The 23657-nt window shown below is 70.9% G+C and carries 22 protein-coding genes and 2 pseudogenes; 11 read left to right on the forward strand and 13 right to left on the reverse strand.

What is annotated here, in order from left to right; all coding sequences use genetic code 11:
• The first annotated feature begins 92 nt into the window (after positions 1-92).
• The 3 genes from AB0F52_RS05745 (at position 93) to AB0F52_RS05755 (ending at position 2613) form a co-directional block, all read left to right on the forward strand.
• On the forward strand, positions 93-1115 hold the full coding sequence (locus AB0F52_RS05745; RefSeq protein ID WP_360164951.1) for a GntG family PLP-dependent aldolase: 1023 nt from the start codon (positions 93-95) through the stop codon (positions 1113-1115).
• Positions 1116-1133: 18 nt separating this feature from the next.
• Positions 1134-1712 carry an HAD family phosphatase gene (locus AB0F52_RS05750; protein ID WP_360164953.1) on the forward strand — a complete coding sequence of 193 codons (579 nt, stop codon included), beginning with the start codon at positions 1134-1136 and terminating at the stop codon, positions 1710-1712.
• 85 nt (positions 1713-1797) lie between these two features.
• Positions 1798-2613 (forward strand): SAM-dependent methyltransferase, encoded by an 816-nt coding sequence (locus AB0F52_RS05755; RefSeq protein WP_360164955.1) that lies wholly within the window; start codon positions 1798-1800, stop codon positions 2611-2613.
• 98 nt (positions 2614-2711) lie between these two features.
• On the opposite strand, the gene AB0F52_RS05760 is transcribed toward AB0F52_RS05755, so the two are convergent.
• The 10 genes and pseudogenes from AB0F52_RS05760 to purD all read right to left on the reverse strand — a co-directional run bounded on the left by AB0F52_RS05760 (position 2712) and on the right by purD (position 11631).
• Positions 2712-2903 carry a hypothetical protein gene (locus AB0F52_RS05760; RefSeq protein ID WP_013230786.1) on the reverse strand — a complete coding sequence of 64 codons (192 nt, stop codon included), beginning with the start codon at positions 2901-2903 and terminating at the stop codon, positions 2712-2714.
• 97 nt (positions 2904-3000) lie between these two features.
• Positions 3001-4182: a pyridoxal phosphate-dependent aminotransferase gene (locus AB0F52_RS05765; RefSeq protein WP_360164957.1), complete on the reverse strand. Its 1182-nt coding sequence runs from the start codon at positions 4180-4182 to the stop codon at positions 3001-3003.
• 9 nt (positions 4183-4191) lie between these two features.
• Positions 4192-4407: pseudogene (locus AB0F52_RS05770) on the reverse strand (transglycosylase SLT domain-containing protein); the annotation flags it as partial.
• Between the two features lie 1710 nt (positions 4408-6117).
• A pseudogene (locus tag AB0F52_RS05775) lies at positions 6118-6375 on the reverse strand (WXG100 family type VII secretion target); the annotation flags it as partial.
• A gap of 65 nt (positions 6376-6440) precedes the next feature.
• Positions 6441-6752: a hypothetical protein gene (locus tag AB0F52_RS05780; protein ID WP_086845483.1), complete on the reverse strand. Its 312-nt coding sequence runs from the start codon at positions 6750-6752 to the stop codon at positions 6441-6443.
• A 133-nt stretch (positions 6753-6885) separates the two neighbouring features.
• Complete coding sequence (locus AB0F52_RS05785) at positions 6886-7644, reverse strand: ESX secretion-associated protein EspG (RefSeq protein WP_360164959.1); 759 nt, start codon at positions 7642-7644, stop codon at positions 6886-6888.
• Between the two features lie 2 nt (positions 7645-7646).
• Positions 7647-9260 (reverse strand): hypothetical protein, encoded by a 1614-nt coding sequence (locus tag AB0F52_RS05790; RefSeq protein ID WP_360164961.1) that lies wholly within the window; start codon positions 9258-9260, stop codon positions 7647-7649.
• Between the two features lie 9 nt (positions 9261-9269).
• Positions 9270-9863: a DUF3558 domain-containing protein gene (locus AB0F52_RS05795; protein WP_360164963.1), complete on the reverse strand. Its 594-nt coding sequence runs from the start codon at positions 9861-9863 to the stop codon at positions 9270-9272.
• The gene (locus AB0F52_RS05800) at positions 9853-10233 is read right to left on the reverse strand and encodes a hypothetical protein (RefSeq protein WP_360164965.1); all 381 of its coding nucleotides are present in this window, start codon (positions 10231-10233) and stop codon (positions 9853-9855) included. The genes AB0F52_RS05795 and AB0F52_RS05800 overlap by 11 nt, the downstream gene beginning before the upstream one ends.
• A 123-nt stretch (positions 10234-10356) precedes the next feature.
• Positions 10357-11631 carry a phosphoribosylamine--glycine ligase gene (gene purD, locus AB0F52_RS05805; RefSeq protein ID WP_360164967.1) on the reverse strand — a complete coding sequence of 425 codons (1275 nt, stop codon included), beginning with the start codon at positions 11629-11631 and terminating at the stop codon, positions 10357-10359.
• 274 nt (positions 11632-11905) lie between these two features.
• Here purD and AB0F52_RS05810 point away from each other — a divergent pair, with 274 nt between their 5' ends.
• The 3 genes from AB0F52_RS05810 (at position 11906) to AB0F52_RS05820 (ending at position 15654) form a co-directional block, all read left to right on the forward strand.
• Positions 11906-13057 carry a glycerophosphodiester phosphodiesterase gene (locus AB0F52_RS05810; protein WP_360164969.1) on the forward strand — a complete coding sequence of 384 codons (1152 nt, stop codon included), beginning with the start codon at positions 11906-11908 and terminating at the stop codon, positions 13055-13057.
• Positions 13058-13097: 40 nt separating this feature from the next.
• Positions 13098-14051, forward strand: coding sequence for a serine hydrolase domain-containing protein (locus AB0F52_RS05815; RefSeq protein WP_360164971.1), 954 nt, complete (start codon positions 13098-13100; stop codon positions 14049-14051).
• 70 nt (positions 14052-14121) lie between these two features.
• Positions 14122-15654, forward strand: coding sequence for an amino acid permease (locus AB0F52_RS05820; RefSeq protein ID WP_360164973.1), 1533 nt, complete (start codon positions 14122-14124; stop codon positions 15652-15654).
• Positions 15655-15790: 136 nt separating this feature from the next.
• On the opposite strand, the gene AB0F52_RS05825 is transcribed toward AB0F52_RS05820, so the two are convergent.
• Positions 15791-16462: an MFS transporter gene (locus tag AB0F52_RS05825; protein WP_360164975.1), complete on the reverse strand. Its 672-nt coding sequence runs from the start codon at positions 16460-16462 to the stop codon at positions 15791-15793.
• Positions 16463-16519: 57 nt separating this feature from the next.
• Here AB0F52_RS05825 and AB0F52_RS05830 point away from each other — a divergent pair, with 57 nt between their 5' ends.
• Positions 16520-18154, forward strand: coding sequence for a Na+/H+ antiporter (locus AB0F52_RS05830; protein ID WP_360164977.1), 1635 nt, complete (start codon positions 16520-16522; stop codon positions 18152-18154).
• On the opposite strand, the gene AB0F52_RS05835 is transcribed toward AB0F52_RS05830, so the two are convergent.
• Entirely contained in the window at positions 18135-19043 is a 909-nt protein-coding gene (locus tag AB0F52_RS05835; protein ID WP_360164979.1) for a TIGR03564 family F420-dependent LLM class oxidoreductase, read from the reverse strand. The two genes, AB0F52_RS05830 and AB0F52_RS05835, sit on opposite strands and share 20 nt — an antisense overlap.
• A gap of 117 nt (positions 19044-19160) precedes the next feature.
• Here AB0F52_RS05835 and AB0F52_RS05840 point away from each other — a divergent pair, with 117 nt between their 5' ends.
• Positions 19161-19658 carry an OsmC family protein gene (locus AB0F52_RS05840; protein ID WP_360164981.1) on the forward strand — a complete coding sequence of 166 codons (498 nt, stop codon included), beginning with the start codon at positions 19161-19163 and terminating at the stop codon, positions 19656-19658.
• A gap of 9 nt (positions 19659-19667) precedes the next feature.
• On the opposite strand, the gene AB0F52_RS05845 is transcribed toward AB0F52_RS05840, so the two are convergent.
• Positions 19668-20954: an adenylosuccinate synthase gene (locus tag AB0F52_RS05845; protein ID WP_093946017.1), complete on the reverse strand. Its 1287-nt coding sequence runs from the start codon at positions 20952-20954 to the stop codon at positions 19668-19670.
• Positions 20955-21066: 112 nt separating this feature from the next.
• Here AB0F52_RS05845 and AB0F52_RS05850 point away from each other — a divergent pair, with 112 nt between their 5' ends.
• From AB0F52_RS05850 to AB0F52_RS05860, 3 genes are all read left to right on the forward strand, one after another.
• Complete coding sequence (locus AB0F52_RS05850) at positions 21067-21711, forward strand: hypothetical protein (RefSeq protein ID WP_360166556.1); 645 nt, start codon at positions 21067-21069, stop codon at positions 21709-21711.
• 169 nt (positions 21712-21880) lie between these two features.
• Positions 21881-22483: an HNH endonuclease family protein gene (locus AB0F52_RS05855; RefSeq protein WP_360164983.1), complete on the forward strand. Its 603-nt coding sequence runs from the start codon at positions 21881-21883 to the stop codon at positions 22481-22483.
• Positions 22484-22501: 18 nt separating this feature from the next.
• Complete coding sequence (locus AB0F52_RS05860) at positions 22502-23620, forward strand: glycosyltransferase (RefSeq protein WP_360164985.1); 1119 nt, start codon at positions 22502-22504, stop codon at positions 23618-23620.
• The last annotated feature ends 37 nt before the right edge of the window (positions 23621-23657 follow it).

Here is a 23657-nt window from a genome sequence, read left to right on the forward strand (position 1 = left end):
AATCAGGGGCGTCCACGGTTGCACGGACCGAAGGGGTTCGACCACCCGAGGGCTCATTGATCCCCACGACGTGGGTGTGATGTGATCACACCGTGACCTTCTCCCCGCCCGTACTGGACTTCCGCTCCGACACCGTCACCCGGCCGGACGAGACGATGCGGGCGGCGATGGCGTCGGCCGAGGTCGGGGACAACGTCCTCGAACGCGATCCCACGGTCGCGGAGCTGGAGGAACGGGCGGCGCACGTCCTGGGCATGCCGGCCGCCCTCTGGGTGCCGAGCGGGACGATGGCCAACCTGATCGCGCTGAGCCTGCACCTGCAGCGCGGCGACCGGTTCCTCGCCACCCGGGGCGCGCACGTGCTGGCCAACGAGCTGGGCTCGGCGGCGTGGCTGGCCGGCGGCATGCCGGACATCCTCGAGCACGACGGGGGCCCGGGCCGCCCATCGCCCGACGCCCTCGCAGCCGCGATCGGACAACCCGGGCCATACTTCACATTACGGACATCGCTGCTCTGCCTCGAGAACACCCACAACGCGGCCGGCGGCGCGGTGACGCCGCCCGACGAGCACGCCCAGCTGCTGTCCGTCGCCAAGGAAGCGGGCCTGACCGTGCACCTCGACGGCGCCCGGCTGTGGCAGGCCGCGGTCGCCCTCGAAGTCCCGCCGGCCGCGCTGACCGTCGGCGTCGACACCGTGTCCGCGTGCTTCAGCAAGGGCCTCGGCGCGCCGGTCGGCTCGGTCGTCGCGGGCAGCGCGGCGTTCGTCGAACGGGCGCGCCGGATGCGGCAGATGCTGGGCGGCGGCGTCCGGCAGGGCGGCGTCCTGGCCGCGGCCTGCCTGATCGCGCTGGACCGCATCCCCGACCTGGCCGAGTCGCACGAGAACGCCCGGCGGCTCGCCGAGGGCCTGCGCGAGCACGGCTGGCCGGCCAACACGCCCGACACCAACATCGTGCTCGCCGAAGTCCCCGACATCCCGACCGCGCTCGCCTGGCTCGACTCGCTCGGCATCCGGGCGGTGCCGATGGCGGGCAAGGTCCGGTTCGTCACCCACCGGGACCTGAGCGCGACCGACGTCGAAGAAGCCGTGCGCCGGATCAAGACCGGCGCCTGAGAAGTTCCGGGGGACAGAATGAACTGGATCGTGTTCGACTACGGCGACGTGCTCAGCAAGCCGAGCGCCGCCCTGCCCGACCTGGCCACGGCGATGGGCGCGCCGCTGCCGGAGTTCCTGAAGGCCTATTGGGAGTACCGGATTCCCTACGACGCCGGCAGCACCCCACTCGAGTACTGGCAGGCGGTCGGCGACGCCGTGGGCGTGCCGGTCGACGAGACCTTGTCGGCCGAGCTGACCCGCATCGACGTCGAGGGCTGGGGTCACCTGGAGCCGTCGTCGGCGGCACTGCTCGAAGCGCTCTCCGAGGCCGGCGCGAACCTGGCGCTGCTCTCGAACGCGCCGATCGCCTTCGGCGAATGGGTCCGCGCGCAGGACTGGGCGCGGCACTTCCGCGTCACGCTGTTCTCGGGCGACGTCCGGTGCGTCAAGCCGGACGCGAAGATCTTCCGCCTCCTGCTCGACGAGCTCGGCGCCGAGCCGGCGGACTGCCTGTTCTTCGACGACCGTGAGTCCAATGTGGAGGGAGCGCGGGCGGTGGGGCTCCGGGCCCACGTGTGGAACGGCGCCGAGGCGGCCCGCGCCTGGCTGGACTGAGCGCTCACGCGCACCGCACAGCCGCCTACCCGCGGTGATCTCCATGTCCTAGGCTGAGCGTCCCCACACTCCCCGGCAGGTGCGCATGGCGACGAGCGAACGCCCCTCGGTCCACGTCGACTTCGAACGACCGAGCATCGCTCGCGTCACCGACGCGCTGCTGGGCGGGCAGAACCACTACGAGCCCGATCGTGCCGTCCTCCGGCAGCTGGTGGCCATCGCGCCGGAAGCTCCGGCGATGGCGCGGGAAGTGCGGCAGTGGCTGGTGCGCGCCGTCCGCTACCTGACCGAGCGGCTGGACGTCGACCAGTTCCTCGACCTCGCGTCCGGCTTCCCGACGCCGGAAAACACCCACCAGGTGGCGCAGAAGTACAACCCGGAGGCGCACGTCGTCTACGTCGGCGACGACCCGGTGGTGGAGGCGCACGGCCGGGCCCTGCTCGTCGACAACGACTTCACGCACATCTGCGGTACCGACCCCCTGAACCCCGGCGAGACGCTCGCCGGGGTCGGGCGGTTCATCGACTTCGACCGGCCCGCCGGGCTCGTGCTGTGCGGGGTCGTCGACCACATCGCCGACCTCCAGCAGGCGCAGCAGGTGGTCAAGTCCTACGTCGGCGCGCTGGCGCCGGGTTCGCACCTGATCCTGCTGCACCGGCACAACCCGGCCGACGGCTCCGACGCGGCCGCCGTCGCGACGTCCCTGCAGGACCGCTTCGCCCGCACCGGGCTCGACTCCGTCTACCGGTCGCGGGCCGAGATCACGTCGTTCTTCGACGGGCTCGACCTGCTCGAGCCCGGGCTGACCGAGCCACACCTGTGGTGGCCGGACGGGCCGCGCCTGGCGCCGCTGACGCCGGTCAACCGGACAGCGCTGGGCGGCGTGGCGCGGATCCCCTGAAAGCGGAGAGGCTTATTCAGCCGTCGGCCGCCACATGACTCTCGAGGTGACCGGCAGCGTCGCGGGCGGGCCGTGGCGGCCTAACCCGAATAAGCCTCTCAGTAGCGGTTGATGCGCCGGGGGTCCTTCTTGCCGCCGGTGATCGCCTTGTAGCCGGCGGCGCCGAGGAAGGCGATGCCGCCGATGATGGCGATCCACAGGACGGCCTTGAACACGAAGCCGATCACGGCGCCCAGCACCATGAACGCCACCCAGGCGATGAGCAGGCCGCCGACGATCTTCCAGAACATGGTTCCTCCGATGTTTCCCCGTGGCCCCACCGGCCCGATGACTCCACACTGCCACCCGGCGCGGTGAAACTCCCCTCGGAAGGCCAACGTTCGGGGTTTATTCAGGGTTCCCCCTGGCCAGCCAGGCCCCCAGGCGCCGGACCCCTTCGTCGATGTCCCCGGCGCTGCCGGCGAAGGAGAACCGGACGTACTTGCCGCCGTCGACCGGGTCGAAGTCGACGCCGGGGGTGATGGCGAGCCCGGTGTCGGCGAGCAGCCGCTGGCACCAGCTCAGGCTGTCTTCGGTGTAGGCGCTGACGTCGGCGTACGCGTAGAAGGCGCCGTCGGCGGGGGCGAGCTTGTCGAGGCCGATGCGCTGCAGGCCGGCGAAGAGGCGATCGCGGTTCGCGCGGTAGTGCTCGACGTGCGCGTCCGCTTCCGCGTACGCCTCGGGCGTGAAGGCGGCGAGGGCCGCGTACTGCGACAACGCGGGCGGGCAGATGGTGAAGTTGCCGGTCAGGACGTCGATCGCGCGGTGCAGCCGCTGCGGGGCGAGCATCCAGCCGAGCCGCCAGCCGGTCATCGCGAAGTACTTCGAGAAGCTGCCGAGCACGAGCGGCTCGCGGCCGTACTGCCACGCGCAATCGAGTTCGGCACCGTAGGAGATGCCGTGGTAGATCTCGTCGCTGATCAACTGGACACCGTGCGACGAGCACCAGCCGGTGATGGCGGCCAGTTCCCCGGGCGGCAGCACGGTCCCGGTGGGGTTGCTCGGGCTGGCGACGATCAGGCCGTCGATCGGGCCGAGCTCGTCGAGCAGGGCGACCGTCGGCTGGAAGTTCGTCTCGGCGGTGGTGGCGAACTCGACGACCTCGCAGCCCAGGACGGAGAGCAGGTTGCGGTAGGCCGGGTAACCGGGCCGCGCCATGGCGACCTTGGCGCCGGGGTCGAAGGCACTGAGGAAGGCGAGCAGGAAGCCACCCGACGAGCCGGTGGTCAGGACGACGTCGTGCGCCTGGACGTCGACGTCGTACCGCGTCCGGTAGTGCCCGGCGACCGCCTCGCGCAGCTCGGGGATACCGAGCTGCTCGGTGTAGCCGAGAGTGCTCCGCCGGAGCGCCTCCTGGGCGGCCTCGAGCACGGGCTTCGGGGCGGGCGCGGACGGCTGCCCGGCGGCGAGCGACACGAGATCACCGTGACTGCGCTGCCGGGCCCCGGCCGCGGAGAGCACGTCCATGACGTGGAAGGGCGGCACGCCGGCCCGCAACGCGGGCCCGGCGAAAGCTCCGAGGTCGGCCATGGGGCCAGGCTAGTAGCCGCGGTAGGCACCACCGTGAGCCATGGCCTTGATGCCGGGCACGTTGTCGAGGCCGCCGTACCGGTCGAAGGAGTACCGGACGCCGGCGATGATGTTGTCGACCGGGTTGTAGATGTTGTCGTGCCCGGGCAGCTTGTGGGCGTTGAACGTCGAGTCGATGCACTGCATGAGCCCCTTGGACGGGTGCCCCGCGGCGGCGTTCGAATTGCCGGTCAAGAAGATGTGGTCACCCTCCTGCGCCGTCCACGTCCCCAGTTCCGTGGTCACGCACCACACGTCGCCCCGCCCGGCGGCTTCCTGCCGCAGGAAGGCGCCCGTGATGATCGGGTTGTTCAGGTGCACGGAGAATTCCCGCTGCCAGGTTTCCGGCTGGTTCGCCCGCGCCACGGGGAGCACCCGAGGCCGCGCGCCGGACAGGTACCCGGCCAGCGCAATCGCGTCGAGGACGGCACCGGGGGCCTGGTAGATGACGACCTGCGGTCGCGAGTAGCCGGGACGCGCGTATCGGGTGCCCTCGGCGTCGGTGATCGCCTCGAGCCACGCGTCACGTTGCACAGCGGACATCGCCAGGACTTGAGCGACGGCGTCGGACCGGGGATGCCCGGCGCGCGCCAGCAGATCCTGGGCGTAGTCGTGGTCCAGCCGGAACTGGTGCCGGGGTCCGCACCCGCCGCGGTCGTCGACGTACACCGCATGCGGCACGCCGTCGAGGAGCTTGCGGAGCTTCGCCACCATTTCGGGCTTCGACTGCGCGATGGACATGGTCGGGCGGTGCCGGCGGCTCTCGATGTGACCATCGCCGGCGATCCACCCGAGGATGGCCGCTTCCGGCACGCTGACGTCCAGCGAGGATTCGGTGGCGGCCGGTGCCGCCAGGAGAATCCGGTCGCGTGACCGGACGTCCTCGGTGGTCACGAAGGCAGGCTCGGTCTCGTAGCGGTTCTTCTGCTTCGGCGGAAGGAAGCCGTGCTTCTTCCGCCGGTGCACCGCGACGCCGTTCCCCGGCTGCTGTGCCGCACGCGGCTCCCAGCCACACTCCGGGCAGACCGCGGGCAGGTCGGTGCGGCCAACCGCGACCCGCGGCAGGTTGAGCCAACGGTGGTTCGGTGTCGTGGTCGCCTGCCACCGCGAATTGAACATCCGGACCAGCTCGGCGTCTTCGTGGTGGACGACCCGGGTGATCCGCGTCCACTCGCTCTGACCGGTGGCCCGGTTGTAGCCGATCGTCTCGTCGCCGACCTCGACCGCGTCGTGCTTCAGCAAGCCACGCCGGGTCACGATCGACGTGTCCAGCGGCACGCAATCCCAGTTGTTGATGGCATTGGGATTTCCGCCGGATTCGTGCTGAATAATTGCCCAGATCTTGGGGATATCGGCATCCGTCACCGGAATTCCCGCGGCCTGCAGCGCCTTCATGGCTTCCTGGATCCACTGCTGGACGTTCCCCGGCGGCGGCGAAGAAGGCGGGCCGCCGCTCGGGCCGAGGCCACCACCGCCACCGCCTCCGCCACCCCCACCGCCGCCGCCTCCGCCGCCGTGGGAGGAGCCGTTGCTGTGGATGCCGCCCGTGCTCTTGGGGGCCGCGGCGGAGCTGCTCGGCAGCGGGACCTGGTCGTAGCCGCCCTCGATCTGCTGGGACATCAGCTGCTGCGACGCCTTGATCGCCGTGTCGGCCTGGGTTTGCAGGCCGGTCACGTCGCCGTCGAAGCCGGCGGTGATGTTGTGGATGTCCGTCTTGGCGGTGGCCAGGATCTCGTCGGCGCTGGGGCTGGGACCCGGCTTGCCTTCGTCGTGCGCCTTCTTCGCCGCGGCCAAGGCGTTGTTGATCTGGGTTTCGGCCGTGGCGTTGCGCTCGTTGACCGCCTTTTCCGCGGCGAGCTGCTTGTCCCCGACGTTCTTCTTGATCTGGTCGAGGGACTTCGCGAGGTCGTCGAGGTCCTTGGCGACGTCCTCGAGGTGGGTCTGCACCTTGGTCCCGGCGTCGCGGACCTGGCGGACGTACTGGAAGAACTGGTCCGCCGCGGGGCCGCCCCAGACGCTGCCGTTGAGCGCGTCGGTCGAATTCTTCAGGGACGCATTGTGGTCGCCGGCGTTCTTGCCCGCCTCGCGGAACTGCGTCGCCGCCGCCGAGATCTTTTCCAGGTCGACCTTTTCGACCTGGTCGACCTTCTTCATGAAGGCGTCCCAATTGTCCGGCGTTCCGGCGCCGACCGCGTTCAAACCCACTCTCGTGCCCCCGCTTACTTGTCGACGTGCAGTTTCAGGTCACTGGCTCCGACCTGGTCGGTCTCGGCGATCAGGCCGGCGGCCTTGCGCATGGCGAAGCCCAGCGCCTCCATGTGCTTGCCCGCGGCGTCGAACTGGTTGTGCACGCCGTCCTTGAACTTGCCGACCGCGCCGTGCGCGTCGCCCGTTTCGTCCATCCCGCCGAAGGGGCTTTCCTTCTCGTGGTCCAGCCCGGTGACCTTCTGCTTGGACTTTTCGAACTCGTCCTTCAGCTTCTCCACCTGGCGGGCCGCGATGGCCATGGAGTCCGGGTCGTAGACAGGCACGGTTCGTCATCCCCTTCGGAAACTTGTCTCCGCCCGATCGGACGTTGCCATGACCAGGACGGTTCCCGCGCTTACTTTATGACTTCGCCCGGGGCGCGGGTACGGATCTCCGCCAACTTCCACCCAGCGGGGATCAGGCGTCCGCCACCAGTTCGCGGATCCTCGTGGCCAGCAGGGCGTTGTCCGCCGGGGTGACGGTGGCCCACTCGCGGCCGTCGCCGTCGCGGCCCACCTGGAACAGGTAGCGGCCCGCGTCCGTGTCGAAGTACGCCACCACCCGATCCGCCCGGTGCACCACGCCGTCGCGCGAGGTGCGTTCCGCGCCGAACTGGCCGCGGGCCTCCTGGCCCAGCAGCATGCCCGAGAGCTCCTGGGCCTGGAACAGCGGGATCCCGCGGTCCTCCAGCGCGGTGACCAGCGCCTTCGGGTCGCCCTTCGCGGCCGCGTCGGCGGACTTCACGACGTCGTAGGGCAGGCTGACCGTCTGGCCGATGCCCGGGCCCAGGTCACCCGCCACCGAGACCGCCGCTTCCGCAAGGCCGTCCTCGGTGGCCGGGATCAGCCAGACCTCGCCGTCGTCCACCACCGCCAGCACCGCCTGGCTGCGCAGGCTGACCGCGCGGGCGCGGATCTCGCGTTCCGCCCACACCCACACGTCGATCCCGAACTGCGGGCGCGCCAGCAGGTGCAGCAGGTCGGCGAGCTCACCGGAGACCCGCCGGTTGCGGGCCAGGCGCCGCTCGCTCAGCGACGCCCACGCCGACTCCACCAGCTCGAGCCGTTCGGCGCGGGTGGCTCCTTCGCTCGGCACGTCCAGCGCGACGTGCCGCCGGGGCAGCTCGAAGGATTCCCAGAGCACGTCGAACTCGAGGGCCGACAGGACAAGCGACACGGTCAGCGCACATCCCCGCCGTGGTCACCGAGCACGTCGGGGGAAACCATCCGCTGGTCGGCGAACAGGTCCTGGTCGTCGACGCCGTAGCGGCGGACGTGCTCGGCGTCATCCTCCTGCGGTGCCGCCTCGGACAGGTACTTCGCCTCGCCGGGCTGCTGCTTCGGGCTGATCTGCTCCGACTTGCGCAGCGCGACCGCTTCCTCCTCGGGCAGCTCGCCGACCGGCAGCGGCCGCACCGGGCCCTTCGGCTGGCTCTTGTCGCGCCGCAGACGCTCCTTGTCGCCGCTCAACGCGCCGCCGGCGGCACCCGCGCCGATCGCCGCCGCGCCGGCACCGATGTCGCCGGGGGTGGCACCGGGCTTCACCACGAAGCCGCGTTCGCCCGTGTACTGACCGGGCTGGAGCGGGGGCTGCGGCATCGCGCCGACCGTGCGGCCCTTGGCCAGCAACCCGTCCGGGCCGCGGCCGGCGGAGCTGTCGATGCCGGTCGCACCACCGGGTGTCCCCCCGCCACCGCCGCCGAGCGACTTGATCGGCGTCGTGGCCGGGGCCGAGCCGGGCGGCTGCGCGCCGGGGGCGCCCGGCGGGACGAACGGGTCGCACTCGCCCGCGGTCGCCGGACCGGGGGTGAACCGGCCGGCCGGGCCGCCGGACTGGTCGCCGGACGGGCCGCGGCCCGGGCTGTGGACCCAGCCCGGCCCGGGCGTCGCCGTCGTCGGCTTCGCACCGGACGGCGTCGTCGAACTCGGCGTCATGTGCTGGGCAGCCGGGGCGCCGGCCGAGCCGGCCGAGCTGCCCGCGCCGGCCGCGCTGGTCTGGCGCGGCGGCTGCTGCTGCGCGGAGCGGGACGGCTGCTGCGCGGCGACGCCGTAGAACGGGGTCGGCGGATCGGTGTGCACGGTGTGGGACACCGGCTGCACCACCGGCGGCTCGACGTGCACCGACCGGACCTTGTCCGAGGCCGGCTTCACGCCGCCGTCCGGCGTCACCGCGACCGCGGCGCCGGCGACGTCCAGCACCCCCGGCGTGATGCCCGGGGCGGCCAGCTTCAGCGACTCGGGGTCGGACAGCGACTGCGTCGAGAGCAGGTTCGTGCCGCTCTGCTGCGCGTACTCGTTCAGCGCCTGCTGGGCCTGGGCCTTGGCGTCGTTCGCGGCCTCGACCTGCCGGGCGTGGTCGGTCTCGAAGCCGATGAGGCTCAGCAGGCCGTCACCGATGGTGAAGCCGCCCGCGCCCTTCCGGACCGTCTCGGCGTCCGGCAGCTTGTACTTGGTGCGGTTGAACGCCTCGCCCTGCTCGAACACCATTTCCGCGGCGTGCGCGACCTTCGTGGTGGCGTCCTGGGAGAAGCCGGCCTGCTCGGTGAACACCTGGCTCGCCGCGCCCCCGGCCTGGCTCTGCCACTCGACGCCGAGCTTCAGCAGCTGCGCGCGCAACGTCTGGTCGGTGTGGGCGAGCGCGGTCGCGACGGCCTTCAGCGCGTCGACGGCGGTGCCGATGCTGCCGGTGCCGTCGCCGTTGATCATCCGCGTGATCTGGTCGGCGATCGCGGTGTTGGTCCAGCCGTCGAACCGGTGGTTCTGGATCCCGGCCGCGAACTCGGAGAATTCCACGCGCCCTCCCTAGTTGCGTGCTTTCAGGGACTGCAGCGCGATGTCGGCGGCGTGCGCCGACATCTCGCACAGCTGCGGCTGCGTGAGCTTGCCGCGGGTGATGGCGAAGGTCTGGACGGCCAGCGTATGCCCCTTCGCGACGCCGACGAGCGTCTCGCAGTCGGCCGGGTCGCCGGCCGCGCGGTAGTTCGTCAACGCCGGGTAGCCACCGATGGTCTTCGGCTCGGTGGTCATGCTGTTCTTCTTGCGCGCCCCGGTGATCCACTGGTCGAGGTCCGCCGGCACCGCCCGCACGTGGTAGGAGTGCACCGGCTCGGCGCCGTCGGCGTCGAACACGCAGGTCGGGCCGTCCTGCTCCGGAGCCGCGCGCGGGAGGCTGGTGATCTTCAGCGCGTCGAGCTGCACCTGGGGGAAGAGCGCGCACAGATCGATGCCCTGCAGCGGCAGGTCGGCCGGCCGCTGCGGCAGCTGGGCGGCCTTGGCGCTCTGCGACGCGGCCGTCGCGGCCGTCTCGACCGGATACGGCGTGCCTTCGGTGCCCGCGGAACAGCCGGCGAGCGCCGCCGTCGCGAGCACGCCTCCGGCGATCCGGTTACGCACCATGCTTGCCGCGGTCACCGAACACCGCCGCCTTCTCCTCTTCGCTGACCTTGTAGTCCTTCGCGGCTTCGCGCAGCTGGGAGACCAGGCGCTTCAGGCCGGCGACGTACTCACGGACCTGCCCGGCGTAGGAGCGGTCGCCGTCGGCGATGAGGGAGTTCCAGGCCTGGATCGACTGGGTGCTGATCACGTCCGCGGACGGCGCGTCGATCCGCAGCTGGCCGAGCCGGGTCAGCAGCTGGTCTTCGAGGGCGTTCGCCTGCTCTTCGACGATCCGGGCGACGTCGAGGAGCTTGTCCGGGTGGACCAGAACGTCCGCGGCCGCCGGCGCCACCGGGACCGCCGAGCTGAGGTCGTACGAGGGTCCTGACATGCTCTCCCCTGACGTCATACGGACAGTGACCGGCCGGCTCCCGTCGAGGCTACCAACGCGGAGGTAGCAGCAACCTGAGTTTGGACGAAGAGTGCGCCCGGCCGGTTCCCCCGATCCGCGGAATCAGGCGCGCTGTTTCGCCGCCGGGGCGCCGACCTCGCCGTTCGCCGCCTTCAGCGCGATGTCCGTGCGGTGGTGGGAGCCCGCGAGGTGGACCTTCTCCACCGTCTCGTACGCGTGCTTGCGCGCCGACTTGAGCGTTTTGCCGGTGCCGACGACCGACAGCACTCGGCCGCCGGAAGAGACGACGGCGCCGTCGTCCCGGCGGCGGGTGCCAGCGTGCAGGACGCCTTCCAGCTCGGCCCCGGTGATGACGTCGCCGGTGCGCGGCTTGCCCGGGTAGCCGTCGGCGGCGATCACGACGGTGACCGCGGCGCCGCCCGCCCACTCCAGCGGCGGGTGCTCGGCGAGCTTGCCGGTGGCGGTGGCGTGCATGAGCCCGGCGATCGGGGTGCGCAGCAGGGCCAGCACGACCTGCGTCTCCGGGTCGCCGAAGCGGCAGTTGAACTCGATGACCTGCGGACCTTCGGAGGTCAGCGCGAGGCCGGCGTAGAGCAGGCCGGAGAACGGCGCGCCGCGGTTGACCAGCTCGTCGGCGACCGGCTGGACGACGGTCTCGACCAGCTCGTCGACCAGGTTCCCGGGCGCCCAGGGCAGCGGCGCGTAGGCGCCCATGCCGCCGGTGTTCGGGCCGGCGTCGTCGTCGCCGACGCGCTTGAAGTCCTGCGCGGGCAGCAGCGGGACGACGGTGTTGCCGTCGACGAAGCAGAACAGCGACGCCTCCGGACCGTCCAAATAGGACTCCAGAAGGACCGGGTGGCCGCCGTCGAGGAGCATGATGGCGTGCTTGCGCGCGACGTCGTAGTCGGTGGTGACGACCACGCCTTTACCGGCGGCCAGCCCGTCGTCCTTGACGACCCAGGTCGGGCCGAAGCGGGCGAGCGCGGCGTCGAGGCGGGCCGGGTTGTCGACGACCTCGCAGCGCGCGGTCGGCACGTTCGCGGCGGACATGACGTCCTTGGCGAAGGCCTTCGACCCTTCGATCCGGGCGGCGGCGGCGGACGGGCCGAAGCAGGCGATGCCGGCCTTGCGCACGGCATCGGCCACGCCGGCGACGAGCGGCACCTCCGGCCCGACGACGACGAGGTCGGCCTGCCAGCTCTTGGCGAGCCCGGCCACCGCTTCGGGATCGGCCGCTTCGACGCCGAGCTGCTCGGCGACCGCGGCGGTCCCGGCGTTGCCGGGCGCGCAGGCCAGGGCCGTGACAGCGGGATCACCGGACGCCGCGAGGACGAGTGCATGCTCTCGGGCGCCGGAGCCGATTACCAGTACGCGCACACCGCACAGCGTATCTGGCGAGGTTCGCGCCGGACATTTCGCCGTCCCCGGGGCTGGCCGGGCCGCCTCCGAACGCCGTGAATGAGTCATTCACCGCGCCGGATGCCAGGAATGAGTCATTCACTGCGCCGGGACGAGCCGTCGGGAGCCCGGGAGAAGAGGAGTCCACGCGCCGTTTACCGAGGTGTTCGCCCGGATACGTCCGTCGGATGCTTGCGGCGGTGAGGGTGGCGCGAGTAGTCAGGGTCAACCCTGTGTGAAAAGAGGTCACCAGATGAAGCGCAAACGTGTCGGTCTCCTGGCACTGGCCGGGCTGGCGTTGCTGAGCGTCACCGGCGTGGCGGCCGGGTCGGCCGGTGCCGCCGAACAGAGTGCCGCCGAGAGCGGGTCCGCCGATGCGGCCGCGCGCGGGCGGGGCCACCATGACCCCGTGATCATCGGACACCGCGGCGCGCCCGGGTACCGGCCGGAGCACACCCTCGCCTCCTACGAGCTCGCCTACCGGATGGGCGTCGACTGGGTCGACGTCGACCTCGTGCCCACCAAGGACGGCCAGCTGGTCGCCCGGCACGAACCCGAGATCGGCGGCACCACCGACGTCGCGAAGCACCCGGAGTTCGCGAGCCGGAAGAAGACCGTCGTCCTCGACGGGGTCACCACGACCGGGTGGTTCACGCAGGACTTCACGCTGGCCGAGCTGAAGACGCTGCGCGCGGTCGAGCGGATCCCGCAGAACCGGCCGCACAACACGCTGTACAACGGGCGCTACCAGATCGCCTCCTACCAGGAGGTCCTCGATCTGACCAAGCGCCTCGGCCGCGAGCTGCACCGGACGCTGGGCACCTACCCCGAGGTCAAGCACTCGACGTTCTTCCAGTCCATCGGCAACCCGACCGAGCCGAAGCTGGTCGCGATCCTGAAGCGCAACGGCCTCGACCGGCCGGACGCGCCCGCGATCATCCAGTCGTTCGAGGTGTCGAACCTGATCGCGCTGCACAAGCAGGTCCGGACGCCGCTGCTGCAGCTGACCTCGGCGAGCGGTGCCCCGGCGGACTTCGTCGCGAACGGCGACAAGCGGACGTACGCGGACCTCGTGACGCCGCAGGGCCTCCGGGACGTCGCGAAGTACGCGAAGTACCTCGGGCCGGACAAGGCGCAGATCATCCCGCGGGACAAGAACGACAACCTGGGCACGCCGACCGCGCTCGTCGCGGACGCGCACCAGGCGGGCCTGAAGGTGCAGCCGTACACGTTCCGGAACGAGAACCCGTTCCTGCCCGCGAACCTGCGCTCGTCGGCCGAGCCGGACGCCTACGGTGACGTCTTCACCGAGGAGGCGGCGTTCTTCAAGGCGGGTGTCGACGGCTTCTTCGCCGACCAGCCGGACACCGCGCTGGAGTCGCTGCACGCGTTCCTGGGCCGGTAATCCCGTTGCCGCGAGGGGCACCTTCGGGGACGCTGAGTCCGTGAAGGTGCCCCTCGCGGCGTTGGCGGAAGACCACGGCTTCTCCGGCGTCGTGCTGGTGACCCGCGGTGCGGAGGTCCTCGTCGAGCGGGCGTTCGGGTACGCGCACATCGGGTACGGCGTCGAGAACACCGTGGACACGCGGTTCGCGATCGCCAGCGGCACCAAGGGGTTCACCGCCCTGGTCGTGGTGGGGCTGGTCGCCGAGGGGCGGCTGGCGCTTTCGACGACCGCGCGCGAGGTCCTCGGCGACGACCTGCCGCTGATCGACGACCGGGTGACCGTCGAGCACCTGCTGACGCACACCTCCGGCATCGGCGACTACTGCGACGAAGAGGCGGATCCACCGCCACCACCGACGCCGCTCCTCGCCACGTCGGCCGACTACCTCGCCGCCCTCGACGGGTACCCGCAGGTTTCTCCGCCCGGCACGGGGTTCCGGTACCACAACGGCGCCTTCGCCGTGCTCGGCCTGATCGCCGAACGGATCGCGGGCATACCTTTCGCCGACCTCGTCCGGATCCGGGTGACCGAGCCGGCGGGCATGGCGGACACGGCGTTCCTCCGCTCGGACGCGCTGCCTGCCCGGACGGCCACCGGCTACCTCGAAGACGGCCGCACCAACGTGTTCAGCCTCCCCGTGGCAGGCTTCGCCGACGGCGGGATCTACAGCTCCGCCCCGGACTTCCGGAAGTTCTGGCCCGCGCTGCTCGGCGGCCGGATCCTGCCGCGCGAGTGGGTGGACCGGATGCTCCGGCCGCACGCGGAGCGCTACGGGCTCGGCTTCTGGCTGCCGCGGCCGGGCTTGGTGCACCTGAACGGCGGCGACCACGGCGTCACGTTCTGGAGCACGCACGAGCCGGCGTCCGGGCTCACCGCGACCCTGATCTCGAACAACCACCGAGGTGGCGGGCCCCTGCTGCGATGGCTGGACGAGTTCTTCACGAAGGCTTGACACCCTCCGGGACCAGGGCTACCTTCGGCGAATTCAATGGTCTGGCCGCATACCTTTCAAGAGGTGCCCGATGGATGTTTCCGACCAGCAGACCACCCCCGACGACGACGCCGCCCGGCTGCACCAGCTGGGATACGCCCAAGAGCTCAAACGGACGATGTCGGCGTTCTCGAACTTCGCCGTCTCCTTCACGATCATTTCGATCCTCTCCGGCTGCCTCACGCTCTACGGCACCGGCATGAAGACCGGTGGGCCGGCCGCGATGATCTGGGGCTGGGTCCTGGTCGGCTTCTTCGTGATCCTCGTCGGCCTCGGCATGGCGGAGGTGTGCTCCAGCTACCCGACCGCGGGTGGGTTGTACTACTGGGCGGCGAAACTGGCGCCGCGCAACGGTGCGGCCTGGTCGTGGTTCACCGGCTGGTTCAACCTGGTCGGCCAGATCGCCGTCACGGCGGGCATCGACTTCGGCGCCGCGCTGTTCCTCAACGCGTTCCTGGATCTGCAATGGGGCTTCACCGCCACGCCGGGACACACGATCCTGCTCCTGGCGATCATCCTCGTGGTGCACGGCCTGCTGAACACCTTCGGCGTCCGGCTGGTCGCGATCCTCAACAACGTCAGCGTGTGGTGGCACCTCATCGGGGTGCTGGTCATCGTGGGCGTGCTGACCTTCGTGCCCGCCAAGCACCAGGACGCCTCCTTCGTGTTCGGGGAGTTCGTCAACAAGACCGGCTGGACCTCGCCGATCTACGTGTTCGCACTGGGCCTGCTGCTCGCGCAGTACACGTTGACGGGGTACGACGCTTCGGCGCACATGACGGAAGAGACGAAGAACGCCGCCAAGGCCGGGCCGCGCGGCATCGTCACCTCGATCCTCGTCTCCCTGGTCGCCGGCTGGATCCTGCTGATCGGCCTGACCTTCGCGATCCAGGACTACGACGGCGCCGTCAACTCCGGGACCGGGGTGCCGCCCGCCCAGATCTTCATCGACGCCACCGGGGTCACCACCGGCAAGTTCCTGCTGCTCATCTGCATCGGCGCGCAGCTGTTCTGCGGGATGTCGTCGGTGACGGCGAACTCGCGGATGATCTACGCCTTCGCCCGTGACGGCGCGATCCCGGGCTCGAGCTTCTGGCACCGGATCAACAAGCGCACCCAGACCCCGACCAACGCCGTCTGGCTCGCCGCCATCGGCGCCTTGATCCTCGCCCTGCCGTACTTGTGGAGCGCGACGGCGTACTACGCGGTCACCTCGATCGCGGTCGTCGGTCTCTACGTCGCCTACGTGATCCCCGTGTTCCTCCGGGTCCGGCGAGGCGACTCGTTCGAACCGGGCCCGTGGCACCTCGGCAAGTGGGGCAAGCCGATCGGCATCATCGCGTCCGTCTGGGTGGCGTTCATCTTCGTGCTGTTCATGCTCCCGCCGGCGTCGCCGGTGACCGTGGACTCCTTCAACTACACGCCGATCGCCTTCCTCGTGGTACTGGGCGGGGCCGGCCTGTGGTGGGTGGTTTCGGCCCGGAAGTGGTTCACGGGGCCGAAGGTCCAGGGTTCCGAGGCGGAACTGGCCGCGGTGGAACAGGAACTGAAGGAACTGGGCTGACCTCCGGCCTCGATGAGGGTGAGGGAGTCTTCCGCGCCCCCCTGCGCGAAAGACTCCCTCACCACCCCCGGTGGACCGGTCTGCCCGGCCGTGCTCCACCGTCGCAGCCCGACCTTGAACGAACCTTGTGCGCGGTTCAGTCGGCGGGCGCGCCGATGGCGTCCTCCCGGTCGGCTTGGCGTACCCGTGCGTGGTGGCCGGGGCGGACCACCGCCACGGCCGCCGCACCCAGCGCGCCGACGCCCGCGAACGCGTAGAAGCCCCACGGATACGCGATGCCCGCCGTCAGCAGCGCGCCGCCGAGCAGTGGGCCAGAGATCGCGCCGATCCGGCCGATGCCCGCCGACCAGCCGAGGCCGGTCGCGCGGATCGCGTCCGGGTAGAGCCGGCCGATGTAGGCGTACACCAGCACCTGGGCGCCGAACACGAAGCACCCGGTCAGGAACACCGCCGTGTACAACCCGACCGCCGGCCGTTTCACGCTCAGCAGCGCGAGGAACACCGCACCCGCGCAGAACCAGATCAGCGGGACCAGGACCAGCGCGGGCAGCGCGCCGGCGACGAACATCGCGCGCCAGCCCCGCGGCGTGATCAGGACGATGCCCAGCAGCGCCGTCCGCACCGCGCCGACGTGGTAGCCGGTCATCACCGTCGTCGTCGCGCTGCCGGCCTTGCCGTGGCGCGCGCACTCCGTGACCAGCGTGATCGCCGTCGGCAGGCAGCCGCCGAGGACGACCGGATCGAACCCGTCGAGCAGGACGGCGGTCCAGGCCAGGGGCACGACCCAGGAGCGGGGGCCAGGGGACATCGGACCTCCGGAGGTGCGTCGGTGCACGTCTGCCGCACAGGCGGAAAGATCGGGCGGGTGGAGATCCTGACGCTGATGGGCGTGCTCGCGGGTTCGCTGGCGCTGACCGCCCTGGCCCGGCGCTACAACCTGTCCGCGCCGTTGCTGGTGGTGGTCGTCGCGCTCGGCGTCGCGCTGATCCCCGGCGTGCCGCGGTTCGAGCTGGAGCCCGAGCTGGTGCTCACCGCGGTGTTGCCGCCGCTGCTCTACTCGACGTCGCTGGAGAGCTCGCTGACGCACTTCAAGCGGGCCCTGCGGCCGATCGTCGCGCTCGGCGTGGTGCTGGTCGCCGTCACCGCCGTGGTCGTCGCCCTCGTCGTGCACCTGCTGCTGCCGGACGTGCCCTTCACGTCCGCGCTGGTCCTCGGGGCGGTCGTGGCCCCGCCGGACGCGGTGACGGCGGTGGCGATCGGCCGCAAGCTCGGCCTGCCCCGGCGGGTGATGACCGTGCTGACCGGGGAGAGCCTGGTCAACGACGCCGCCGCGCTGACGCTGTACAAGGTCGCGCTCGCCGCCGTCGCGGGCACCGCGGGCTCGGCGGGGCACGGCTTCGCGGTGTTCGGCGTCGCGACCGTGCTGGGCATCGGGGTCGGCCTGGCCATCGGCGCACTCGTCGTGCTGATCCGGCGCCAGCTCGACGACCCGCTGATGGAGTCGGCGTTCGGGATCATCGTGCCGTTCGCCGCGTACGTCACCGCCGAGCACCTGCACCCCTTCAGCGCCGACTTCAGCGGTTCGGGCGTGCTCGCCGTCGTCGCGGCGGGCCTGCTGCTGGGGCACCGCGCGCTGTACGCCTCGCCCGCGACGCGCATGCAGGACCGATCCGTGTGGGCGTCGATCGACGTCCTGCTCGAAGCTCTGGTCTTCGCCCTCATGGGGCTGCAGCTGCCGTTCGTGCTCGACGGCGCGCACCACGCCGCCCGCGACAACGGGACGCTCGCGCTGGTCGCGGTGGCCGTGCTCGGGGTGACGATGCTCGTGCGCGTCCCGGCGGTGTTCGTGTCCGCCTACCTGCCGCAGACGGTGCGGCTCTTCGGCCGCGACCGCTCGGCGCCGTCGTGGCGGACGCTGGCGGTGGTTTCGTGGACGGGCATGCGCGGCGTGGTGACGCTCGCCGCCGCGGCGGGCGTCCCGGCGAACACCCCGGGGCGCGCGGAAATCCAGCTGTTCGCGTTCACGGTGGCCATCGGCACGGTGCTGATCCAGGGGCTGACGCTGCCGCCGCTCATCCGGGTGCTGCGGGTCGAGGACCCGTCCGAGGCCGCCCGCGACGAGGCCGAAGAGCTGGCCGCGCGCGAAGTCGCGAAGCAGGCCGCGCACGAACGGCTGCGCGAGATCAGCCACGAGCGGCTGGCTTCCCTGGACCTGCCCCCGGACCGGGTCGCCCGGCTCAAGGAGCGCCTGGAACGGCTGATCGACATGCGCTACCGGTTCGCCAAGGCGGCGATCACGCTGTCCGGCGAGGAACACTCCGGCAGCCCGCAGGCGCAGTTCGCGAAGGCCCGGCGCGAACTGCTGATCACCCAGCGCAAGGCGATGATCGAGGAGAACCGCGCGGGCCGCCTCGACGACGAAGTGCTGCGGAAGGTGTTGCGGGAGCTGGACCTGGAGGAACTGTCGGTGTCGGCGACCCTCACGAACCGGCTGGGCTGAGCGCCGCCCAGGTCCGCAGGCGCTCCTCGGCGGAGCGGATCCCGGTCTGGGTCAGGACGACGTCGGTGGCGCCGGCGTCGTAGTAGCGCTGGATCCCCCGCGCGACGGTCTTTTCGTCACCGATGAGGGCCAGTTCCACGGGGTGGTCCACACCTTCCGCATCGAGGATCTTCCGGTACGACGGAATTTGCGCGTAGAAGGCCATTTGCTCGGCGGCGAGCGCGCGGACGGCGTCGGGTTCGTCCGTGACGACCGCGGGCACGGCGGCGATGATCCGCTTCCCGTCGGGAAGGGCCGGGACGATCCGCTCGGAGAGCGCCCGCGGCCCGGCGAGGTACGGGAGGGTGCCGTCGGCGAGTTCTCCGGTGACGGCGAGGGCCTGCGGCCCCATGGCGGCGACGATGACCGGCACGTCCCCACCACCGGCCACAGTGGACGGTCCAGGCGAGTGCGCGCGGACGGTCTCGCCGTCGAAGCCGGCGGCTTCCCCGGCGAAGACCTGCCGCAGCACGATCAGGTACTCGCGCAGGTGCCGGATCGGCGGCGGGTACTCCACGCCGTAGACGGGCCCCAGGAAGCCCTTCGAGCCGAGCCCGATCCCGAGCGTGAACCGGCCCCCGGTGGCGGCCTGGGCGGTCTGCGCCGCGCTCGCGACCAGCAGCGGGTGGCGCGGATAGGTGGGCACCACGGAGGTGCCGACCTCGATCCCGGGCACTTCCCGCCCGGCGAGCGCGGCGATCGCGATGGCGTCCTGGCTGAGGGGCAGCTGCGAGAACCAGACGGACTTCATCCCGGCTTCGGCGGCTTGCCGGGTCTGGGCGATGAGCTCGTCGACGAGGTTCGGCGCCGGGTCCGTGTCCCCGGACGGCAGCGCGACTCCGATGGTCATGGTCCCAAGCTAGCCACCGGCGCCGGCGGTTTTCCGGCTTCCCAGGAATTGAGAACCCGAGCGAGCCGACGTGAGATCGCCCACCCTGGAGCAAAATCCCGATCTTCAGGAGAGCCCATGTCGCTGACCGAAGTCATCGAAGGCACCCGCAAGGCCGTCGATGCCGATCCGCACAACGCCGCCGCCTCGTTCAGCGTCGGCCACGTTCTCAAGCCCGGCACCAAGACCGAGGTGGCCGTCACCGTCCGGGACCACGCCTTCACCGTGGACGAACCGCCCGCGCTCGGCGGGACCGACCAGGCCGCCAACCCCGTCGAGTACGCGCTGGCCGCCCTCGGGTCCTGCCAGGTCATCACCTACCAGTTCTGGGCGGCGAAGCGCGGGATCCCGCTCGACTCCATCAAGGTCACCGTCGACGGCGACCTCGACCTGCACGGCTTCTTCGGCTTCTCCTTCAACACGCGGCCCGGCTTCGGGGACGTCCGCGTGTCCGTCGAACTCGACGGGCCGGCGAGCCGGGAGCGCTACGAAGACCTCAAGCGCGAGGTCGACGAGCACTGCCCGGTGCTCGACCTGTTCCGGAACGAAACGCCGGTCAGCACCAAACTGACCTGACCGGGAACCTCAGACGAACTGGTGCCGCACGATCGTCTGCTCGCGGCCCGGCCCCACGCCGATCGCGGAAATCCGCGCGCCCGACAGCTCTTCCAGGCGCTCGACGTACGCGCGGGCGTTCGCCGGGAGCTCCTCGAACGTGCGGCACGCCGAGATGTCCTCGAACCAGCCCGGGTGCTCTTCGTAGATCGGGATCGCGTGGTGCACGTCGGTCTGCGTCATCGGCATGTCCTGCGTGCGGAATCCGTCGACTTCGTAGCCGACGCACACCGGGACCTTCTCCAGGCCGGACAGCACGTCCAGCTTCGTGAGGAAGTAGTCGGTGATGCCGTTGACGCGCACCGCGTACCGCGCGATCACCGCGTCGAACCAGCCGGTGCGCCGCGAGCGGCCCGTCGTCACGCCGAATTCGCCGCCCTGCTTGCGCAGGTACTCGCCGGACTCGTCGTGCAGCTCCGTCGGGAACGGGCCGGAGCCGACGCGGGTGGTGTAGGCCTTGAGGATGCCGAGCACCGTCGTGATGCGGCCCGGCCCGATGCCCGAACCCGCGCTCGCGCCGCCGGAGGTGGGGTTCGACGACGTCACGAACGGGTAGGTGCCGTGGTCGACGTCGAGCAGCGTGCCCTGTGAGCCCTCCAGCAGCACGGTTTCGCCGCGCTCCAGGGCCTGGTTGAGCTGCAGCCGCGTGTCGGCGATGCGGTGCGCGAACTTCTCGCCGGCCGCCAGCACCTCGTCGGCGACCTGGTCGGCGTCGAGGGCCTTGCGGTTGTAGACCTTCACCAGCACCTGGTTCTTGAACTCCAGCGCGGCCTCGACCTTCTGGCGGAAGATCTTCTCGTCGAGCAGGTCCTGCACGCGGACGCCGACGCGGGCGATCTTGTCCTGGTAGCACGGGCCGATGCCACGGCCGGTGGTGCCGATCTTGCGGCTGCCGAGGTACCGCTCGGTGACTTTGTCGATGGCCACGTGGTACGGCATGATCAAGTGCGCGTCGGCGGAGATCAGCAGCTTGGACGTGTCGACGTCCCGCGCTTCCAGTCCGGACAGCTCTTCCAGCAGCACACCCGGGTCCACGACCACACCGTTGCCGATGACGTTCGTCACGCCGGGGGTGAGGATGCCGGACGGGATGAGGTGCAGGGCGAAGTTTTCGCCGTTCGGCAGGACGACCGTGTGACCGGCGTTGTTGCCACCCTGGTAGCGGACGACCCACTGGACGCGGTCACCCATCAGGTCGGTGGCCTTGCCCTTGCCTTCGTCTCCCCATTGGGCACCGATGAGCACGATGGCCGGCATGTGACACTCCAGGTGTTCGACGACGTGAGGTTTAGTGTCCCGGACGGACACCGGTGGCGCTGCTAAATGCCGGTGCATGAGCGTAACGGAGGACCCGCGGGTGCGCGGAATAGTGGTGGCATGTGGCGACGAAGCGGCCGGCTTCGAAGAGGTCGACGACGTCGAGTCGATCCGCGTGCCGAGCCGTCCCGGCAAGGCGGAAATCGACCCCTTGCTGGGCGAACACGATCACCTGGTGGTCTCCGGCACGGACGCGGACCTCGCCGCCGTCGTGCTGCGCCTGCTCCGCAAGGACGCGCTCTCCGGCGTGTCGGTCGGGTTCGTGCCGTCGTCGCCGGACTCGGTCGTCGGCGCGCTCTGGGGGCTGCCGAAGACGCCGCTGCGGGCGCTCGCGCTGGCGTTGCGCGGCGAGGTCGACCCGGTGCCGCTGATCCGCGACGACGTCGGCGGCGTGCTCGTCGGGCGCGGGCAGCTGCGGATGGTCCGCGGCGTCGCCTACGCCGACGAGCAGGTGGCCCTGCGGGGGCCGGCCGCGTCGATCGAGGTGCTGCCGGACCCCGGCGGCCCCGGCCTGGCCGTCCGCGTCGTGAAGGGCACCCTCTTCAAGCGGCCGACGACGTTGTACTCGCGGGCGTTCCAGATCGGCTGCATCCCGACCCGGCCGGTGCTCGACGACGTCGTGCACGAGCGCGCGGTTAACAAGTGGACCTGGTACCGGCACACCGAGGACCTGCGGCTGGTCCGGGGTGCCGTCTGAGCGATACCGCACCGTGCGCCGCGGGTCACGTGGTGTTCATCGACGGGCAGCAACATGTCACCTATACGTGTTGTACTCGCCACTCCCGTGCTTCAGGGTGAGCTGTCCCCACTTCTGACACGGAGGCAGCAAAATGCCAACCAGGCGTGCTGTTCGTCATTCGTTCACTATGCTGGCCGTCACGGCGGTGCTGTCCGGCACGCTGGCCGGCGTCGCGGACGCAACCCCGCCGGGCATCCCGTCGGCCACCACGGCGAAGTCCGAGCTCGCGACGCTGACCGTCAAGGCCGACGGCTCGCAGACCGGCTACAGCCGCGACAAGTTCCCGCACTGGATCGACCAGGGCGGCAGCTGCAACACCCGCGAAGTGGTGCTGAAGCGCGACGGCACGAACGTGGTGACCGACTCCGGCTGCGCCGCGACCTCCGGCAAGTGGGTCAGTCCCTACGACGGCGCGACCTGGACCGCGGCGTCCGATGTGGACATCGACCACGTCGTGCCGCTGGCCGACGCGTGGCGCACCGGCGCGTCATCGTGGACGACCGCGCAGCGCCAGGCGTACGCCAACGACCTCACCGACCCGCAGCTGATCGCCGTGACGGACAACGTCAACCAGGAGAAGGGCGACAAGTCGCCTGACGCGTGGAAGCCGCCGCTCGTCAGCTACTGGTGCACCTACGCGAAGATGTGGGTCGCGGTGAAGTACAAGTTCAAGCTGACGATCAACTCCGCCGAGAAGTCCGCCCTGACGGACATGCTCAACCGCTGCTGACGCCGGTACGCTCGGGCGGTGCGGATCCTTTTCACGTGCCGCCCGGCGTACGGCCACCTCTTTCCCCTGCTCCCGCTGGCGAACGCGGCACGCGCCGCCGGGCACGAAGTCGTCTTCGGCACCGGCGAGGCGTTCGTGCCGAAGGTGCGCGAGCTCGGCTTCGAGGTCCACCGCGTGGGCATTTCCATCGGCGACGCGGAAACCGAAGCCAAGCGGCGGCACGGCGCGGACGCCGGCTTCCTCGACATCGGCATCACGATGTTCGCCGAGCTGCTGCCGCGGGCGACGATGGCCGACCTGCGGCCGCTGCTGCCCGGGCTGCGGCCGGACCTGGTGGTCTACGAGCAGAGTGACGTCGGCGCCGGGGCGCTGGCGCAGCAGGCGGGCATCCCGGCCGTCTCGCTCGTGATCGGCCGGTCGCTGCCGCCGGAGGCCCTCGCGATCGCGGCCGAACGGCTGGCGCCGCTCTGGGGCAGCCGGCCCGCAGACGCCATGCTCGGCGACGCCTGCGTCGACGTCTGGCCCGACAGCGTCCGCGACCCGGGCTCCGCGGGCGTGCCGAAGGTGTTCCGGATGCGCCCGACGCCGTACGACCCCGATGTGCCGCTGCCGCCGCTCCCGGAAGACGGCTTCGTGTACCTGACCCTGGGCACGGTGGCCTTCGGCGCGACGCAGGTGCTGCGTGGGGCGATCCACGCGCTGGCCCGCTTGGGCGTGGACGTGCTGGTGGCGGTCGGCCCCGGCGATCCAGCGCTGCTGGGCGAGCTGCCGGAGCGGGTGCGGGTGGCGAACTTCGTGCCGCAGGCCGAGGTGCTGAAGCACGCGGGTCTGGCGGTGCACCACGGCGGCACGGGAACGGTGCTCGCCGCGCTCGCCGCCGGCCTGCCGCAGCTGATCCTGCCCCAGGGCGCCGACCAGTTCGCCAACGCGGAAACGCTGTCGGCGCTCGGCGCGGCAAGGGCCCTGGTGGGCGACGAGATCAGGATGCCCGCCATCGAAGCCGCCGCCCGGGAGCTCCTGGCGGACCCCACCGCGCGGACCACCGCGCGCGGAATCGCGGCCGAGATCGCCGGGATGCCCACGCCCGCCCGGGTTCTGGACGAACTGGTCAGCTGGAGCCAGGAACGCAGTGAATGACTCATTCCTGACGTCCGACGCCAGGAATGAGTCATTC

The sequence above is a fragment of the Amycolatopsis sp. NPDC024027 genome (assembly GCF_040638975.1).
Lineage (GTDB): Bacteria > Actinomycetota > Actinomycetes > Mycobacteriales > Pseudonocardiaceae > Amycolatopsis.